The sequence below is a fragment of the Falsiroseomonas sp. HC035 genome, from assembly GCF_050563525.1.
Taxonomy (GTDB): Bacteria; Pseudomonadota; Alphaproteobacteria; order Acetobacterales; family Acetobacteraceae; genus Falsiroseomonas.
In genome coordinates this window covers 71,468-87,428 of the sequence record NZ_JBNXUN010000010.1, presented here as the reverse complement: position 1 = coordinate 87,428, position 15,961 = coordinate 71,468, and the positions used below count along the sequence as shown (strand labels likewise).

Here is a 15,961-nt window from a genome sequence, read left to right as displayed (position 1 = left end):
CACCTTCCCGACTTGGCGGCAAGCGCGTGGTGAGGTGGCGAGCCTTGGCGCATGCCGCCGCACGGCCTAACCTGCTGGCACACCCTTGCAGGACCAGTCCGGACCCATGCCCGCCCTTGCCAAGCGCCTCGACGACATTGCCATTTCCGCCTCGGCGGTGATGACCACCAGGGGGCGCGAGCTCGCGGCGCAGGGGATCAAGGTGATCAGCCTGGCGATCGGGGAGCCGGATTTCGATACCCCCCGCCACGCGAGCGACGCCGCCTACCAGGCCGCACTGTCCGGCGACACCAAGTATCCGCCGCAGGATGGTACCAAGGCCCTGAAGCAGGCGGTGCAGCGCAAGTTCAAGCGCGACAACAACCTCGACTACGCGCTGGACGAGATCATGGTCTCGAACGGCGGCAAGCAGGTCATCATGAATGCGCTGTTCGGCACCTGCGACCCGGGTGACGAGGTGCTGATCCCGGCGCCGTTCTGGATTTCCTATGCCGACATGGTGAAGCTGGCGACCGGCACGCCGGTGCCCGTCACCTGCCCGCAGAACAACGGCTTCAAGCTGCGGCCGGAGGATCTGGAAGCGGCGATCACGCCGAAGACCAAGTGGCTGATCCTGAACTTCCCGAACAACCCGACCGGCGCCGCCTGTTCGCCCGCGGAGATGAAGGCGCTGGCCGAGGTGCTGCTGCGCCACCCGCATGTCTGGGTGCTGACCGACGACATGTACGAGCACATGGTCTATGACGGCTTCGAGTTCTGCACGATCGCGCAGGTCGAGCCGCGCCTCAAGGATCGCGTGCTGACCGTCAACGGCGTGTCCAAGACCTATGCGATGACCGGCTGGCGCGTCGGCTTCTGTGGTGGCCCCAAGCCGCTGATCGCGGCGATGGTGAACATGCAGAGCCAGCTCACCTCCGGCATCAGCACCGTGGGCCAGGCCGCCGCCGTCGCGGCGCTCGATGGGCCGCAGGACCTGGTGAAGGAGCGTGCGCTGATCTACCGTCAGCGCCGGGACCTGGTGGTGGACATGCTGAACCAGGCACCGGGCATTTCCTGCCACAAGCCGGAAGGCGCCTTCTACGTCTTCCCGAACATCGCCGGCTGCCTCGGCAAGACCAGCAAGGGCGGCCGCAAGATCGAAACGGACACCGACTTCGCGCTGGCATTGCTTGAGGAAGCGCATGTCGCGCTGGTGCAGGGCGCGGCCTACGGCATGAGCCCCTATGTCCGCGTCTCCTACGCCACCGACACGGACAGCCTGCGCGAGGCCTGCACGCGCATCCAGGAGTTCTGCAAAGGTCTGTCGTGACGCTCCGCGAGGGACGGGATGCAGACGCCGAGGGCTTTATCGCCCTCGTCGGCAACTGCTGGGCGGAATACCCGAACTGCGTGCTGGACGTGGATGGCGAGGTACCGGAACTGCGGCACCTCGCCACCTATTTCGCCGAGGCCGGAGGTGCGTTGTGGGCCGCGGAACAGGACGGCCGCATCGTCGGCATGGCAGCGACCCGCCCGCTCGGCGATGACGCGGCGTGGGAGATCTGCCGCGTCTATGTGGCGAAGGACGCCCGCGGCACCGGCCTCGCGCAAAAGCTGCTGACGGCGGCGGAGGCACATGCCCGCGACGCCGGCGCGGAACGGCTTGTGCTCTGGACCGATACGCGGTTCGAGGCGGCGCACCGCTTCTATGAAAAGACCGGCTACGTCCGCCAGGGCTCCATCCGCATCCTGGACGACATCTCGAACAGCCTGGAGTTCCGCTACACCAAGCCGCTGCGGGGCCTCGTCGTCGAAGCGCTGGATGCCGCCGCGGCGGCGAGTGCGGAAGCGCAGTTGGCGCGCATCCTGGTGAACTGCGTTGCGGCCGGCGCCAGCGTGTCCTTCTTTCCGCCGCTCGCCCCCGCCGTGGCGCGCGACTTCTGGAAGCGCGTCTCCTCCGACGTGGCGCTCGGCAAGCGCGTGCTGCTGGCGGCCTGGATGGACGGCGTGCTGGTCGGCACCGTTCAACTGCTGCTCGACACGCCGCAGAACCAGCCGCACCGCGCCGAAGTGGCGAAGCTGCTGGTGGACCCTTCAGCCCGCCGCCGCGGCGTCGCCCGCGCCTTGATGCGCCGCGCCGAGCAGGCTGCGCGCGGCCATGGTCGCCGCCTGCTGGTGCTGGATACCGCGAAGGGGGAGGGCGCGGAGGCGCTGTACCGCGAACTCGGCTGGGTCGAGTTCGGCACCATCCCCGGCTACGCGCTCTGGCCGGATGGCAGCCCCTGCGACACCGTCTTCTTCTGGAAACACGTCTGATGGTGACCCCCGCCTGGTGCCACCTGATGGCGACCTACAATGCCGAGATGAACCGCCGGATCTACGCCGCCGCCGCCACGCTGACGGAGGCGCAGCGGCGCGAGGATCGCGGCGCCTTCTTCGGTTCGGTCCATGGCACGCTGAGCCACCTGATGTGGGGCGACGCCACCTGGATGGCCCGCTTCGCCGGCTGGCCCGCGCCCGAAGGCGGCATCAAGGACAGCCCGCTTCTGCATCCGGAGTGGTCCGCGATGCGGGCGGCGCGTATCGACCTGGATACCCGCATCACCGCCTGGATGGCGACGCTCGACCCCGCCGCTCTGTCCGGTTCGCTGGGCTGGTACAGCGGTGCGATGCAGCGGGAGGTCAGCAGGCCGCGCTGGGTGCTGCTGACGCATTTCTTCAACCACCAGACGCATCACCGTGGCCAGGTTCATGCCCTGCTGACCGGGCTGGGCGCCGCCACCGGCGACACCGATCTTCCCTTCATCCTGCCGTTCGACTGAGGAAGCCCTCCAGCGCCGCCAGCACTTCCGCCGGCGCTTCCTCCGCCAGGTAGTGCCCTGAATTCACCGCGTGCCCGCTGACGTCGGCGTTCGAATAATCCCGCCACACCGCCAGCGCGTCGTACCACACCGCGATCTTGCCCTTGGCGCCCCACAGCACCAGCAGCGGGCACGCCACCTTCTGCCCGGCGGCGCGGCTTTCGCGGTCGTGCAGCAGGTCGATGCCGGTTGCCGCGCGATAATCCTCGCAGATGCCCATCACCGTGCCGGGCTGGTGCAGCGCCGCGACATAATCCGCGCGCGCCTCGGGCGCGAAGACATCGCCCTGTGGCGCGCGCGTGGTGTGGCCGGCGAACCAGTCCTCCACATCCCGCAGGATCATGCGCTCCGGCTTCGGATGCGGCTGCGCCAGGAAGAACCAGTGATGGTAGCCCATGGCGAAGTCCATGTTCGCCGTCTCGAAGTGATGCAGCGTCGGCACGATGTCCATCACGCAGAGCCGTTGCACCGCCTGCGGTGCATCCAGCGCCAGCCGGTGCGCGACGCGCGCGCCACGGTCATGCGCGACAACCTGGAACCGCTCGAAGCCGAGGCCGCGCATCAGCGCCAGCATATCCGCCGCCATCTCTCGCTTCGCATAGGCGCCGCTGTCCGCCGAGGCCGGCGGCTTGTCGCTGAAGCCGTAGCCGCGCAGATCGGGGCACACCACGGTGAAGCGCTTCGCGAGGTCCGGCGCCACCAGGTGCCACATCGCGTGGGTCTGCGGGTTGCCGTGCAGCAGCAGCAGCGGCGGGCCGTCGCCGCCGCGCCGTAGCCGCAGCGTGATGCCATTCACCTCGCGCCGTTCCTCCACGAAGCCCTCGAACATCGCATCCTCCACTGGGTTGACCGCGGCCTGACTTGACCCCAGTCGGCCGCGCCCTCAGCCTTGCGTGAACAGCGTGGGGGAAAACGATGTCCGGCACCATCGGGCGGATCGGCTTCATTGGCATCGGGCGCATGGGCTGGCCCATGGCGCTGCGCCTCATCGAGGCCGGATTCGCGGTCGCCGTGCAGGATGCCGTGCCCGGCCGTGCCGAGGATTTCGTGCGCCGGCACGGCGGCACCGCCGGCGATGCCGCGCGCGGGGCCGACGCCCTCATCACCATGCTGCCCACCAGCCGCGAGGTGGCTCAGGTGCTGGCCGGGGCCGCGCCGCTGCTCGCGCCCGGCGCTGTGGTGGTCGAGATGTCCTCCGGCGAGCCTTCCGCCACCCGCGCCATCGCAGCCGATGTGGCGGCGCGCGGCATCGCCATGGTGGATGCCCCCGTCTCCGGCGGCGTCGCCCGTGCCGAGACCGGCAGCCTCGCCATCATGACCGGCGGCGAGGCGGCGGCGTTGGACCGCGTGGACCCGGTGCTGCGCGCCATGGGCACCACCATCACCCGCTGCGGCGACATCGGCGCCGGCCAGGCGATGAAGGCGCTGAACAACCTGGTCAGCGCCGCCGGCTTCCTGGTCAGCGTCGAGGCGCTGCTGATCGGCAGCCGCTTCGGGCTCGACCCTGCGGTGATGGTCGATGTGCTGAACGCCTCCACCGGCATGAACAACAGCACGCAGCGCAAGCTGAAGCAGTTCGTGCTGTCGCGGTCCTTCGATTCCGGCTTCGGCCTGGATCTGATGGTGAAGGACCTGTCCATCGCCCTTCAGGTCGGCCGCGAGACGGCCACCCCCGCGCCGCTGTCCGCCCAGACGCGGGAATTGTGGGCCGCCGCCGCCGGCCTGCTGGGCCCGGGCCAGGACCACACCGCCGCCGCCCGCTTCAGCGAGGCGCTGGTGTCCGATGAGTTGCGCTCGCCTCAAGTGAACCGGAAGGAATAGCCCGATGTGGCAGGTCTTCGCTTCGCGCTACGGTGCACATGAGGCGCGCGCCGCGCAGGCCAACTTCATCATGCCGCTGCCCGACCCGCACGAACTCATGCCGCTCGACTACTTCGTCTGGCTGCTGCGGGGGCCGGAGGGGCAGGAGGTGCTGGTGGATACCGGCTTCCACCCGGAGACCGCCGCGAAGCGTGGCCGCCCGCTGATGCGCCCGGTGGAGGACTGCCTGCGCGCGCTGGGCACCAGCGCGGAGGCGATCCGCGACGTCGTCATCACCCACCTGCATTACGACCATGCCGGCAACCTGGACCTGTTCCCGAACGCCCGTTTCCACATCCAGGACCGCGAGATCGCCTTTGCCACCAGCCGCCACATGTGCAGCCCCTGCCTGCGCCACGTCTTCGAGGTGGAGGACGTGGTCCGCCTGGTCCGCGCGCTCTACGCCGACCGCGTGGTGTTCCACAGCGGGGAGGGCGAGGTGACGCCCGGCGTCACGGTGCACGGCATCGGCGGCCATTCGGACGGGTTGCAGATGGTGCGCGTGGCGACCGCGCGCGGCCCGCTGGTGATCGCGGGTGATGCCAGCCACTTCTACGCCAACATGCAGCGGGAAAACCCGTTCCCGATCGTCTACGACCTCGGCGCCATGGTGCAGGGCTGGCGCCGCGCCCGGAAGCTCGCGGGCGGCGACGAGAGCCTGATCATCCCGGGCCACGACCCGCTGGTGCGCGCCCGCTTCCCGGTCTCGGAGCAGGACCCAGAATCCTGGCGCCTGGACCTCGCCCCTTATTCGTAGAGAAACGAATACACCGCCAGCGGCAGCCCAACCGCGGCGAACAGCATGGACAGCGCCGGCCAGGTCGGCCGCGGCCCGCGATGGCCGAACCACCAGTTCACTGCGAAGGACCCCAGCAGCGCCGAGGTGCCGTCCGCCCAGTGGCGGGTGGCGAAGCCGCGCAGGATCAGCGCCGCCCAGGCCAGCAGCGCGGCGAAAGCCAGCGCCCGCCAAAGCAGGTCGATCGATTCATGCTCCGGCCGCATCTCCGGCGTGGTGGAGCGGGTGTGCAGGTAGGCGGCTACCGAAAGCAGCAGCGCGGCAACGAAGAAGGCTGACATGGCGCAGGCTGTTACGCTGGGCGCGCGGGTGCGCGCAAGCGGCTCAGCCCGGCCGGCCGGCCGCCAGCAACCGCAGTCCCAGGCCGAGGAACAGCGTGCCTGCCGACGCCTCCAGCCACCGCGCATGCGCCGAAAGCCGCGCCGCCGCGCGTCCGGCGCCGGCGATCAGCAACCCGTAGGCGGGCAGGGACATCAGTGGCACCAGCGGCCCCAGGATCGCCATCTGCAGCCACACCGCGCTCCGCGCCGGATCCACGAATTGCGGCAGGAAGGCCAGGAAGAGAAGGATGACCTTGGGGTTGGTCAGGTTGGTCAGGAAACCGTCGCGAAACGCCCGCCGCGCCGGCGCCGCCGGCACCAGCCTTCCGTCGCCCCGCCAGGCCGCGCGCAGGGTACCGGCGCCGAGCCAGATCAGGTAGGCCGCCCCCGCCAGGCGCAACGCGTCGAACAGCAGGGGTGACGCCGCGATCAGCGCCGCGGCGCCGGAGGCCGCAAGTGCCACATGCACGATGGCCCCGCTGAAGATCCCGAACATTGCCGCCCAGCCGCGTCGCGCACCGCCTGCCAGGGTCTGCCCGACCACGAACAGCATGTCCGGCCCCGGGGTCAGGATCAGCACCCAGGCGGCGATCAGAAAGGCTGCGAAAAGCTGCGGGTCGATCGGCATGGCGGCAGCCTGCGCCGTGCGCCCTACGGTCGGAAACGAATTGCGATGATGCGCCGGATCAGCGGCGCTGATGCTCAGCCGAGCCCTGCCAGCTCCCGCCACTCGGCCTCGGTCAGCACCCGCAGCCCGAGTTCCGCCGCCTTCTTCGCCTTGCTGCCGGCATCGGTGCCAACCACCACGAAGTCCGTCTTCTTCGAGACGCTTTTCGTCACCTTGGCGCCAAGCCGTTCCGCCTGCGCCTCCGCCTCGTCGCGGGACATGGTCCCGAGCGTCCCGGTGAAGACGATGGACTTCTGGGCGAAGGCGCTGTCGGCGGCGGCGCTTTGCGCCGCATCCTCCGGCGTCACCTCGCGCGCCAGGTCGTCCAGCGCGGCACGGTTGCCCGCTTCGGCGAAGAACTCGGCGAGCTCGGTCGCGATGGCCGGTCCGATGCCCTGGATCGAGCCCAACTCCTCCCGCGCCTCGGACCCCACCACCGTCGCCGCCTGCATCTTCTCCCGCCATTCTGCGAAGGAATGGTAGTGCCGTGCCAGCAGCTTCGCGTTCGCCTCGCCGATCCGCCGGATGCCGAGCGCGAAGATGAAGCGTTCCAGCGGCACGCGCCGCCGCGCCTCGATGGCCGCCAGCAGGTTGGACAGGCGCTTGCCGGATTTCGCGCCCCAGCCTTCCCAGCCGCGAATAACCTCGGCGTGGTCCTTGAGGCGGAAGATGTCGGCGGGCGTCTTCACCAGGCCGCCATTGAACAGCGCCTGGACATTCTCCTCGCCCAGCCCCTCGATATCCATGGCGTTGCGGCGGGCGAAGTGGATCAGCCGTTCCACCGTCTGCGCCGGGCAGATCAGGCCGCCGGTGCAGCGCTTCACCACCTCCCCGTTCGGGCGGATGGCGTGGCTGCCGCAGGCCGGGCAGCGATCCGGGAAGACGTAGGGCGCGGCGCCCTCAGGCCGCTTGTCCAGCACCACGGAGACGATCTGCGGGATCACGTCGCCGGCCCGTTGCAGCACCACCGTGTCGCCGATCCGCACATCCTTGCGGGTGATCTCGTCCTCGTTGTGCAGCGTCGCGTGGCTGACCATGACGCCGCCGACGCTGACCGGCTGCATCACCGCCCGCGGCGTCAGCGCGCCGGTGCGGCCGACCTGGATCTCGATGTCCAGCAGCACCGTCGTCGCCTGTTCGGCCGGGAATTTCCAGGCGATCGCCCAGCGCGGCGCCCGGCCGACGAAGCCCAGGCGCTTCTGCCAGTCCAGCCGGTCCAGCTTGTAGACCACGCCGTCGATGTCGTAGCTGAGCGCCGCGCGCCCTTCCGCCATCCGCTTCTGGAACCCCAGCGCCGCATCCTCGTCCGGCAGGATCTCGGAGGCCGGGTTCACCCGGAAGCCCCAGCCGCGCAACCGATCCAGCCAGCCGGAATGGGTTTCGGCCGGCGCCTCGCTCGCCTCGCCCATGGCATAGGCGAACAGCTTCAACGGCCGCTGCGCCGTGATGGATGCATCGAGCTGCCGCAGCGATCCCGCCGCCGCATTGCGCGGATTGACCGGCACGACAAGGGCCGGGCCGAGCTTCTCGCCACGCTCCCGCCTCTCCTCCCGCTCTGCCAGCGCGCGCGCCTGCTGGTCGCGGAAGGCGAGGAAATCGGCCTTCTCCATGAAGACCTCGCCGCGGATCTCGATGCGGGCGGGGAAGGGGGCGCGCAGCTTGCGCGGCAGGTCGGACAGGGTCAGCAGATTGCGGGTGACATCCTCGCCCTCCGCCCCGTCGCCGCGCGTCGCGCCGCGGGTGAAGGCGCCGTTCTCGTACAGCAGGTTGATCGACAGCCCGTCGATCTTCGGCTCCCCGACGAAGACCAGTTTCTCCTCCGCTTCCAGCCGCAGGAAGCGGCGGACGGAGGCGGTGAATTCCAGGAAGTCGGCATCGGCAAAGGCATTGTCGAGCGACAGCATCGGCACGCCATGCCGCAGCTTCGCAAAGCCCTCGGCGGTATCGGCGCCGACCTTCCGGCTTGGGCTGTCGTCGCGGATCAACTCCGGGAAGCGGGCCTCGATGGCGCGGTTGCGGCGGACCAGCGCGTCATAGGCCGCGTCGCTGATCTCCGGCGCGTCCTCGCGGTGATACAGCACGTCGTGATGCGCGATCTCGGCAGCGAGCGCCGCGAGTTCCGCCGCCGCCTCCGCCTCCGTCAACTGTTCGACCGGTCGTTCCCTCATGAGGCCAGCGCCTCGAAGGCGGTGCCTTCCAGCAGGAAATCCGAGACCACCGCCTCCTCCGCCCCCAGGCTGCGATGGAAGTGCAGCGCCAGCGTGTCGCCCTCATCGGCGTTCCACCAGATGCAAGCCATGCCCTGCCGCCTGGCCGCCGCCGCGACGCCGCCCACCAGCGCCCGCCCCAGGCCACGCCGGCGGGCCTGGGGTGCCACATACAGGTCGTTGAGCCAGAGGCTCCAGCGGCTGCGGCCACTGTCATAGGTCGGATGCGCCACCGCCAGCCCAACCAGGCTTCCGGCCTCCTCCGCCACCAGGACCAGGGCGCGCGGGTCGCAGATCAGGTCGCGCGCCACGCTGTCCGGCGTGATCAGCTCCGGCCGCAGCCCGGGTTCGTCATTCAGCCCCCGCAGCAAGGCGGCAAAGACCTCGGCATCTGCCGCAATCGCCTCCCGGATCACAGCAGCCCGCCCGCGAGCAGGCTGTCTGCCGCCATCCGCGCCGCCTCCGTCACCGTCTCCCCGGCCAGCATCCGCGCGATCTCCTCCCGCCGCTGCGGCGCATCCAGCGGCGTCACGCGCGTCTCCGCCCGCCCGGCCTTCACCTGCTTGGCAACCGACAGGTGGCGGCTGCCGCGCGCCGCGACCTGTGGCGAATGCGTCACCACCAGCACCTGCAGGCGCTCCGCCACCCGCAGCAGGCGTTCGCCGACCGCCGCCGCCGTGGCTCCGCCGACGCCGCTATCCACCTCGTCGAACACCAGGGTCGGCACCGGGGAGCCGCGCGCCAGCACCACCTTCAGCGCCAGCATCAACCGCGACAACTCGCCGCCCGAGGCGACCTTGTCCAGCGCGCCCGGCGCCTGGCCAGGGTTGGTGGAGACCAGGAAGGTGACGCGGTCCACCCCCTCCGGCCCCCAGGCCGCCTCCGGCTTCGCCGCCACCTCCACCACCAGCCGCGCCCGGTCCAGCTTCAGCGGCGGCAATTCGCGCGCCAGCGACTTCTCCAGCTTCTGCGCCGCCTCCCGCCGCGCCTCCGTCAGCCTGCCCGACGCGGCCAGATAGGCCGCACGGGTTTCCGCCAGCCGCTTCTCGGCCGCCGCCACCTGGCCGGTTCCGGCATCCAGCGCCGCCAGCCGGTCCTTCAGCTGCGCCAGCAGGCTCGGCAGTTCCACCACCGGCACCATGTGCTTTCGCGCCGCCGCGCGAAGGCCGAAGAGCCGTTCCTCGACATGTTCCAGCCGGCGCGGATCGGGTGCCGCGTCCTGCACCAGGCGCTCCAGCGCCGTTTCGGCCTCCGCCAGCGCATCCAGCGCCCGGCCGATGGCTTCCAGCGCCGGTTCCGCGTCGGTGTTCGGGGCCGGCAGCCGCTCCAGCGCCCGCGCCGCACCACGCAGCGCATTGCCGGGATGGGCGCTGCGCCGGTCCCGTGGTTGCAGGCTGGAGAGCGCCTCCGAGATCGCCTCGCCACGCCGCTCGCCCTGTTGCAGGCGCTGGCGCTCCGCCGCCAGATCGTCCTCCTCCCCCTCGGCCGGGGCGAGTGTTTCCAGCTCCGCCACCGCGTGGCGCAAAAATTCCTCGTCCCGCTGCGCCGCCGCGATGCGCTCCCGCGCCTCCGCCAGAGCGCGCTCCGCCTCCCGCCAGGCCCGGTGCGCCAGCGCCGAGGCATTGCGCAGCGCCTCGAGCCCGCCCGAGGCATCGAGCAGCCCGGCATGGTTCGTCGAATCGGTCAGCCCGACCTGGTCATGCTGCCCCTGCACCTCGACCAGCAGCGCGCCCAGCCGGCGCAGCAACGCCAGCCCCACCGGCTGGTCATTGACGAAGGCGCGGGATCGGCCGTCGGCGGTGACGATCCGCCGCAGCACGATCTCGTCCTCCGCCTCGATCCCCTGTTCGGACAGCAGTGCCCGCGCAGGATGTGCATCCACCGGCGCGAAGGCCGCGGCGACACTGGCCTGGGACTGACCGGACCGTACCAGCCCGCTTTCCGCGCGCGCGCCGAGCGCCAGCCCCAGGCTGTCCAGAAGGATGGATTTGCCCGCGCCCGTCTCGCCGGTCAGCACCGTGAGGCCAGGGCCGAAGCCCAGGTCCAGGCGCTCGATCAGCACGACGTCGCGGATGGCGAGCGAGGTCAGCATGGCGCCAACCAGCCCCTGTCGCTCAGAAGATGGAGCCTACGACGCGCCGGACCAGGCCGGGCCGGTTCGGCTCGGAACCCTCCGCGCCCTCGACCAGCAGCGCGTAGCTGTCCTGGTACCAGGGGCTGCCCGGGTAGTTGTGGCCGAGCACGGCGGCGGTGCGCCGCGCCTCATCCACCAGGCCGAGCGTCAGGTACAGCTCCGTCAGCCGGTGGAGCGCCTCGGGGACGTGGTTGGTGGTCTGGTACTCATCGATCACGCGGCGGAACCGGCCGATCGCGGCCGTGTGCAGGCGCCGGGTCTGGTAGAAGCGCCCGATCGTCATCTCGCGCCCCGCCAGGTGGTCGCGGGCCAGGTCCATCTTCAGCCGGGCGTCGCGCGCATAGGGCGTGTTCGGGAAACGATTCGCCACGTCCTGCAGCGCCGCCATCGCCTGTTCGGTCGAACGCTGGTCGCGCTGCGTGTCGTTGATCTGTTCATAGTAGGACAGCGCGCGCAGGTAGTAGGCATAGGCAATGTCGCGATGCGCCGGGTGCAGCTGGATGAAGCGGTCCAGCGCGCCGAGGGCCTCCGTGTACCGGTTCCGCATATATTCAGAATAGGCGGACATCAGCTTCGCGTTGGTGGCGAAGGCAGAATAGGGGTGCTCGCGCTCCACCGTGTCGAAGGCCGTCACCGCGGCGGCATAGCGCTGTGCCTCCAGCGCCTCCATCCCGCGCGCATACAGCGCCTCGGGCGAGGTGTCCTGCCCGGTGGCGCCGGCCGTGGCCCCCAGCGTGTTCATGCGCCCGTCCCAAGCCGTGCAGGCGGCGATGGGCAGGATGAGGATCAAGGGCAGAAGGCGTCGAAGCATCGCGCACCGGTCCGGCATGGGGCTTCCCTATACCATGCCGCGGCATGGTCACGGCAAGGCGCGGTTCGCCGCCGTGTGTCTCCGCCAGTCCTAGGCCATCGGCGCCACGCTGTCACTTCACCGGGCAGCGGAACCCAGCTTCGCGTTCAGGCCATCGCCGGGACGGCGTCTAAGCCATAGCCGGCGCGGCGGCGGCCGGCAGGCGGGTGGTGACGCCGTCCATCGGCACCTCGCCATCCACCAGGCGCCAGGCGCGGTGGTCCGCGAACAGGGCGCGCAGCACCTTGTTGTTCAGCGCGTGGCCGGAGCGGTTGCCGACGAACCGGGCGGACAAAGCCGCGCCGGCCAGGGCCAGGTCGCCCACCACGTCCAGCATCTTGTGCCGCACGAATTCATCCGGCCGCCGCAGCCCGCCGGGGTTCAGCACCAGCGGGCCGTCGACCACGATGGCGTTGTCCAGGCTGCCGCCCTGCGCCAGGCCGGCGGCGCGCAGCCGCGCGATGTCCTCGGCCAGGGTGAAGGTGCGCGAATCCGCGAGTTCGGCACGGAAGCTGCCCGGGCTGAGGCGCAGATTGACCGACTGCTGGCCGATGGCAGTGGACGGGAAATCGATCGCCAGCGACGCCTCGAAGCCGGGCAGGGAGGCCGGCTGCAATTCGGCGAAGGCGTCGCCTTCCTCCACCCGCACGCGGGCCAGGACCTCGATCACCGGGGCGGCCACGTCCAGGCCGACGGTGCCGGCGCAGTCGATCAGGAACACGAAGGGCGCGGCGGAGCCGTCCAGGATCGGCACTTCCGGCCCATCCAGCTCGACGATCGCGTCGGTGACACCGGTGCCGGCGAGTGCCGCCATCACATGCTCCACCGTGCCGATGCGCGCCTGCGGCGCCCCTTCGGCAACCAAGGCGGTGCAAAGGCGGGTATCGACAACGCGGTCGAAGCGGGCGGGAATATCAATGCCGAGGTCGCTGCGGCGAAACAGGATGCCGGTGCCGGCGGGGGCCGGGCGCAGGGTCAGCGAGACGCGGCGGCCACTGTGCAGGCCGACGCCGACGCAGCCGATCACGGTCTTCAACGTCTTGCGCCGTCTCAGATCGACAGGAAGGAAACCGTCCATAGCTTGCTCGCGCCCCTGACCCCGCCCTGTGCCGCGGCCGCACCAGGCGGCCGAACCTCAGGGACGTGCCCTAGAAACCCGCTGCCGGCCGGGATGGGCCGATCTGGGAGGGACGCCAGACCCGGCGTCCCGAGTGGTTGATGCCACCACCACCCGGGAAACACCATTCAAGCGTTGTTTCTCCGTATTACGTCAGAACCCACTGAAAATGAACGATTTTTGCGGCGCAGCAACGCCGCAATTCTGCCCCAATCGCAGAGGGTGCGCCTCAGTTGCTCTGCCGGCGCAGGAAGGTCGGAATGTCCAGGCCCATCTCGTCCTGCTGCGTCGGCGCGGCCACCGGGCGCGGTGCCGCCTGCGGCTCCTGCCGCACGGGCTGTGCGGCCTGGGGCGCCGGCGCGTCCACGTCGCGGCGCCGTAGTCCCGTCGCCTGGAGGAACAGGTTCTTGAAGCCACCGGACTGAACCGGCGGCATCGGCGCCGCTTGGCGGGTTCCGGCCGGGGCGCGGAGCGACGCCTCGGCGGGCTGCTGCATGCTGACCGGTGCCTCGCTCGGCGGGGCCTGCACCGCCTGGACGTTGGCGGCCTGCATCGGAGCCGGCTGGGGTGCCGCGTAGGTCTGCGCCGGGCGCATCTGCGCCGGCTGCGCGCCACCGGAGGCCACGCGCGGCGTGAACCCGGCCGGGCCGCGCATGGAGGGCGGCATCGGCTGGCCCTGCGGCGCACCCTGGCTGGCCGCTTGCGGCACCGGCGCGCTGGCCACCGCCTGCACGGAACCACCGCCACCCATCGCCACCAGCTTCGGCCGCTCCGCCTCGCGCGTGTCGCGCGCGTCGATGCCCGTGGCGACCACGGAGACCCGCAGGCGGCCATTCATGGATTCGTCGACGGAGGATCCGAAGATCACGTTCGCGTCCTCGTCCACCTCCTTGCGGATGCGGTTGGCCGCCTCGTCCACCTCGAACAGCGTCATGTCGAGGCCGCCGGTGATGTTGATCAGCACGCCGCGCGCGCCGTGCATCGAGGTGTCTTCCAGCAGCGGGTTGCTGATCGCCTCCTCGGAGGCCTTCACCGCGCGGCCTTCGCCCTCGGCCTCGCCGGTGCCCATCATCGCCTTGCCCATCTCCGCCATCACGGTGCGGATGTCGGCGAAGTCGAGGTTCACCAGGCCGGGGTTGACCATCAGGTCGGTCACGCCGCGCACGCCCATGTACAGCACGTTGTCGGCCATTCGGAACGCTTCGGCAAAGGTCGTGCGCTCATTCGCCAGCCTGAACAGGTTCTGGTTCGGGATGACGATCAGCGTGTCGACGAACTGCTGCAGTTCCTCGATGCCGGCATCGGCGGCCTTGCGACGCTTCGGCCCCTCGAAGTCGAAGGGCTTCGTCACCACGCCGACCGTCAGGATGCCACGCTCGCGCGCCATGCGCGCGATGACGGGCGCCGCGCCGGTGCCGGTGCCGCCGCCCATGCCGGCGGTCACGAACACCATGTGGCTGCCTTCCAGGTGGCGCGCCAATTCGGTCTCCGCTTCCTCGGCCGCGCCACGGCCGATCTCCGGCTTCGCGCCCGCGCCGAGGCCCTGCGTCAGGTAGGAGCCGAGCTGCACGCGGCGATCCGCCTTGCTGTGCTGGAGCGACTGCGCATCGGTGTTGGCGACCAGGAACTCAACGCCCTCCAGCCCCATCGTAACCATGTTGTTCACGGCATTGGTGCCGCCGCCGCCAACACCGATGACGGTGATGCGCGGCGTGAAGTCGGTGTGCTGCTGGTTCGGGATCGTCAGGTTGAGGGTCATGAACGGGGCCTTTCCTGGAAGCTCAGCCAAGGGAAGTTGAAAATCGGTATCGGGTTGCACGTCGGTCGGACGCACACCGTGAATCAGTTGCGCGTCGGTCAGACGCGCACCCGTAGCCAGTCGATCAGGCGACGCACGCGGCCACGCGACCGGTCGGCGCCAGGGGCGATGTCGATCAGGGGCCGGCCCTCGCCGGCGCCCCAGGCCAGCAGCCCGATGGCCGCCGCGAAGGGCGGGCCGCCGGCGGTCTCCGGCAGGCCACGCACGCCGCGCGGTCGGCCGATGCGCACCTGCCGGTCCAGCACGCGGGCCGCCAGTTCCCGCGCGCCGATCAGCTGGCTCGCGCCGCCCGTCAGCACGACGCGGGACCCGGCCTCGCGCGCGACGCCGGCCTGCTCCAGCCGCTCGCGCACGAATTCGAAGGTCTCCTCCAGCCGCGGCCTGATGATGTTCACCAGCATGGTGCGCGGCACGCGCGCGATGTGGTCCTCATCCTCTCCGACCAGCGGCACAGGCAGCATCTCCCGCTCGTCATCCGCTGCCGCCATGGCGCCGCCATGCAGCGTCTTCAGCCGCTCGGCATGATTGATCGGCGTCGAAAGCACCCGCGCCAGGTCGTTCGTCACCTGCCAGCCGCCGACCGGGATCTGCGCCGTATGAATCAGCTGCCCCTCGCTGAACACGGCGATGGAGGTGGTGCCGCCGCCCATGTCGATGACGGTGGCGCCGATGCGCTTCTCGTCCTCCACCAGCGTCGCGAGGCCAGCGGCGAGCGGGGAGGAGACCAGTTCCTCCACCTCCAGGTCGCAGCGGGCGAGACAGGCGCCGAGGTTACGCAGCGCCGCCTGCGAGGCATCCACCAGGTGCACCCGTGCACCGAGCTGGTCGCAGACCATGCCACGCGGATCCTCGACACCGGGCGTGGCATCGACGGTGAAGGACACCGGCGAGCCATGCACCGTCTCCCGCCCATCCTCCGCACCACGGCGGCGGCCTTCCGCCAGGATCGCGCGCAGGTCGGCTTCCGTCACGGCGCGGCCGCTGATCGGCCATTGCAGGTTCATCAGCCGCGACGTCGGCTGGCCGCAGGACAGGTTGACGATGGCCCCGGTCAACTGCGTGTCCGACATCTCCTCCGCCTGGCCGACGGCGGCGCGGATCGCGCGCTCCGCCTCCTCCAGGTCGACGATGGAGCCACCCTTCACGCCTCGACCGCGCTGCCAGCCGAAACCGAGCACCCGCGGGTCGCCATCGCCCTCGATGCGCGCGATCAGGCAGACCACCTTCGTGGTGCCGATGTCGAGCACGCCGAAGGTGCCGCTGCGCGCACCGCGCCGGCGACGCTCGGAGGGCGGCTCGACGCCGATGGGCAGGCGCGACAGCGCGTTCATGCGCGGAGGACCTGGCTTGC

General features: G+C 70.5%; 15 protein-coding genes. 5 read left to right on the top strand and 10 right to left on the bottom strand.

Annotated features, from left to right (window positions below):
• The first annotated feature begins 106 nt into the window (after window positions 1–106).
• Genes ACLF3G_RS20015 through ACLF3G_RS20005 form a run of 3 tightly spaced genes read left to right on the top strand, consistent with a single transcriptional unit; the run spans window position 107 to window position 2,801 of the window.
• Window positions 107–1,309 (top strand): pyridoxal phosphate-dependent aminotransferase, encoded by a 1,203-nt coding sequence (locus ACLF3G_RS20015; RefSeq protein WP_430671175.1) that lies wholly within the window; start codon window positions 107–109, stop codon window positions 1,307–1,309.
• Window positions 1,306–2,295 (top strand): GNAT family N-acetyltransferase, encoded by a 990-nt coding sequence (locus ACLF3G_RS20010; protein WP_430671174.1) that lies wholly within the window; start codon window positions 1,306–1,308, stop codon window positions 2,293–2,295. Before ACLF3G_RS20015 ends, ACLF3G_RS20010 begins: the two co-directional genes overlap by 4 nt.
• A complete protein-coding gene (locus ACLF3G_RS20005) occupies window positions 2,295–2,801 on the top strand; it encodes a DinB family protein (RefSeq protein WP_430671173.1) in 507 nt (168 codons plus the stop codon). The genes ACLF3G_RS20010 and ACLF3G_RS20005 overlap by 1 nt, the downstream gene beginning before the upstream one ends.
• Here the strand turns inward: ACLF3G_RS20005 and ACLF3G_RS20000 are convergent.
• Window positions 2,782–3,669, bottom strand: coding sequence for an alpha/beta fold hydrolase (locus tag ACLF3G_RS20000; protein WP_430671172.1), 888 nt, complete (start codon window positions 3,667–3,669; stop codon window positions 2,782–2,784). The genes ACLF3G_RS20005 and ACLF3G_RS20000 overlap by 20 nt on opposite strands.
• A gap of 86 nt (window positions 3,670–3,755) precedes the next feature.
• Here ACLF3G_RS20000 and ACLF3G_RS19995 point away from each other — a divergent pair, with 86 nt between their 5' ends.
• Together ACLF3G_RS19995 and ACLF3G_RS19990 are read left to right on the top strand one after the other, a co-directional pair.
• The gene (locus ACLF3G_RS19995) at window positions 3,756–4,661 is read left to right on the top strand and encodes an NAD(P)-dependent oxidoreductase (RefSeq protein ID WP_430671171.1); all 906 of its coding nucleotides are present in this window, start codon (window positions 3,756–3,758) and stop codon (window positions 4,659–4,661) included.
• A gap of 4 nt (window positions 4,662–4,665) precedes the next feature.
• Window positions 4,666–5,457: an N-acyl homoserine lactonase family protein gene (locus ACLF3G_RS19990; RefSeq protein ID WP_430671170.1), complete on the top strand. Its 792-nt coding sequence runs from the start codon at window positions 4,666–4,668 to the stop codon at window positions 5,455–5,457.
• Here ACLF3G_RS19990 and ACLF3G_RS19985 read toward each other — a convergent pair.
• From ACLF3G_RS19985 to ftsA, 9 genes are all read right to left on the bottom strand, one after another.
• On the bottom strand, window positions 5,448–5,777 hold the full coding sequence (locus tag ACLF3G_RS19985) for a hypothetical protein (RefSeq protein WP_430671169.1): 330 nt from the start codon (window positions 5,775–5,777) through the stop codon (window positions 5,448–5,450). The genes ACLF3G_RS19990 and ACLF3G_RS19985 overlap by 10 nt on opposite strands.
• Before the next feature lie 43 nt (window positions 5,778–5,820).
• Window positions 5,821–6,444 carry a LysE family translocator gene (locus tag ACLF3G_RS19980; RefSeq protein WP_430671168.1) on the bottom strand — a complete coding sequence of 208 codons (624 nt, stop codon included), beginning with the start codon at window positions 6,442–6,444 and terminating at the stop codon, window positions 5,821–5,823.
• A 74-nt stretch (window positions 6,445–6,518) separates the two neighbouring features.
• Window positions 6,519–8,651, bottom strand: coding sequence for an NAD-dependent DNA ligase LigA (ligA, locus tag ACLF3G_RS19975; RefSeq protein WP_430671167.1), 2,133 nt, complete (start codon window positions 8,649–8,651; stop codon window positions 6,519–6,521).
• The gene (locus ACLF3G_RS19970) at window positions 8,648–9,106 is read right to left on the bottom strand and encodes an N-acetyltransferase family protein (RefSeq protein ID WP_430671166.1); all 459 of its coding nucleotides are present in this window, start codon (window positions 9,104–9,106) and stop codon (window positions 8,648–8,650) included. Before ACLF3G_RS19970 ends, ligA begins: the two co-directional genes overlap by 4 nt.
• Window positions 9,103–10,782: a DNA repair protein RecN gene (recN, locus tag ACLF3G_RS19965; RefSeq protein WP_430671165.1), complete on the bottom strand. Its 1,680-nt coding sequence runs from the start codon at window positions 10,780–10,782 to the stop codon at window positions 9,103–9,105. Before recN ends, ACLF3G_RS19970 begins: the two co-directional genes overlap by 4 nt.
• A 22-nt stretch (window positions 10,783–10,804) precedes the next feature.
• Window positions 10,805–11,635: an outer membrane protein assembly factor BamD gene (locus ACLF3G_RS19960; protein ID WP_430671164.1), complete on the bottom strand. Its 831-nt coding sequence runs from the start codon at window positions 11,633–11,635 to the stop codon at window positions 10,805–10,807.
• A gap of 169 nt (window positions 11,636–11,804) precedes the next feature.
• On the bottom strand, window positions 11,805–12,710 hold the full coding sequence (gene lpxC / locus ACLF3G_RS19955) for a UDP-3-O-acyl-N-acetylglucosamine deacetylase (RefSeq protein ID WP_430671163.1): 906 nt from the start codon (window positions 12,708–12,710) through the stop codon (window positions 11,805–11,807).
• 310 nt (window positions 12,711–13,020) lie between these two features.
• A complete protein-coding gene (gene ftsZ / locus ACLF3G_RS19950) occupies window positions 13,021–14,550 on the bottom strand; it encodes a cell division protein FtsZ (protein ID WP_430671162.1) in 1,530 nt (509 codons plus the stop codon).
• A gap of 98 nt (window positions 14,551–14,648) precedes the next feature.
• The gene (ftsA, locus tag ACLF3G_RS19945) at window positions 14,649–15,941 is read right to left on the bottom strand and encodes a cell division protein FtsA (RefSeq protein WP_430671161.1); all 1,293 of its coding nucleotides are present in this window, start codon (window positions 15,939–15,941) and stop codon (window positions 14,649–14,651) included.
• Window positions 15,942–15,961 lie beyond the last annotated feature (20 nt).

Bases quoted from the DNA above. Each gene is read 5' to 3' on its own strand.
- ACLF3G_RS20015 (WP_430671175.1), top strand. From the start codon at position 107: ATGCCCGCCCTTGCCAAGCGCCTCGACGACATTGCCATTTCCGCCTCG.
- ACLF3G_RS20005 (WP_430671173.1), top strand. From the start codon at position 2,295: ATGGTGACCCCCGCCTGGTGCCACCTGATGGCGACCTACAATGCCGAG.
- ACLF3G_RS20000 (WP_430671172.1), bottom strand. From the start codon at position 3,669: ATGTTCGAGGGCTTCGTGGAGGAACGGCGCGAGGTGAATGGCATCACG.
- ACLF3G_RS19995 (WP_430671171.1), top strand. From the start codon at position 3,756: ATGTCCGGCACCATCGGGCGGATCGGCTTCATTGGCATCGGGCGCATG.
- ACLF3G_RS19990 (WP_430671170.1), top strand. From the start codon at position 4,666: ATGTGGCAGGTCTTCGCTTCGCGCTACGGTGCACATGAGGCGCGCGCC.
- ACLF3G_RS19985 (WP_430671169.1), bottom strand. From the start codon at position 5,777: ATGTCAGCCTTCTTCGTTGCCGCGCTGCTGCTTTCGGTAGCCGCCTAC.
- ACLF3G_RS19980 (WP_430671168.1), bottom strand. From the start codon at position 6,444: ATGCCGATCGACCCGCAGCTTTTCGCAGCCTTTCTGATCGCCGCCTGG.
- ligA (WP_430671167.1), bottom strand. From the start codon at position 8,651: ATGAGGGAACGACCGGTCGAACAGTTGACGGAGGCGGAGGCGGCGGCG.
- recN (WP_430671165.1), bottom strand. From the start codon at position 10,782: ATGCTGACCTCGCTCGCCATCCGCGACGTCGTGCTGATCGAGCGCCTG.
- ACLF3G_RS19960 (WP_430671164.1), bottom strand. From the start codon at position 11,635: ATGCTTCGACGCCTTCTGCCCTTGATCCTCATCCTGCCCATCGCCGCC.
- ftsZ (WP_430671162.1), bottom strand. From the start codon at position 14,550: ATGACCCTCAACCTGACGATCCCGAACCAGCAGCACACCGACTTCACG.
- ftsA (WP_430671161.1), bottom strand. From the start codon at position 15,941: ATGAACGCGCTGTCGCGCCTGCCCATCGGCGTCGAGCCGCCCTCCGAG.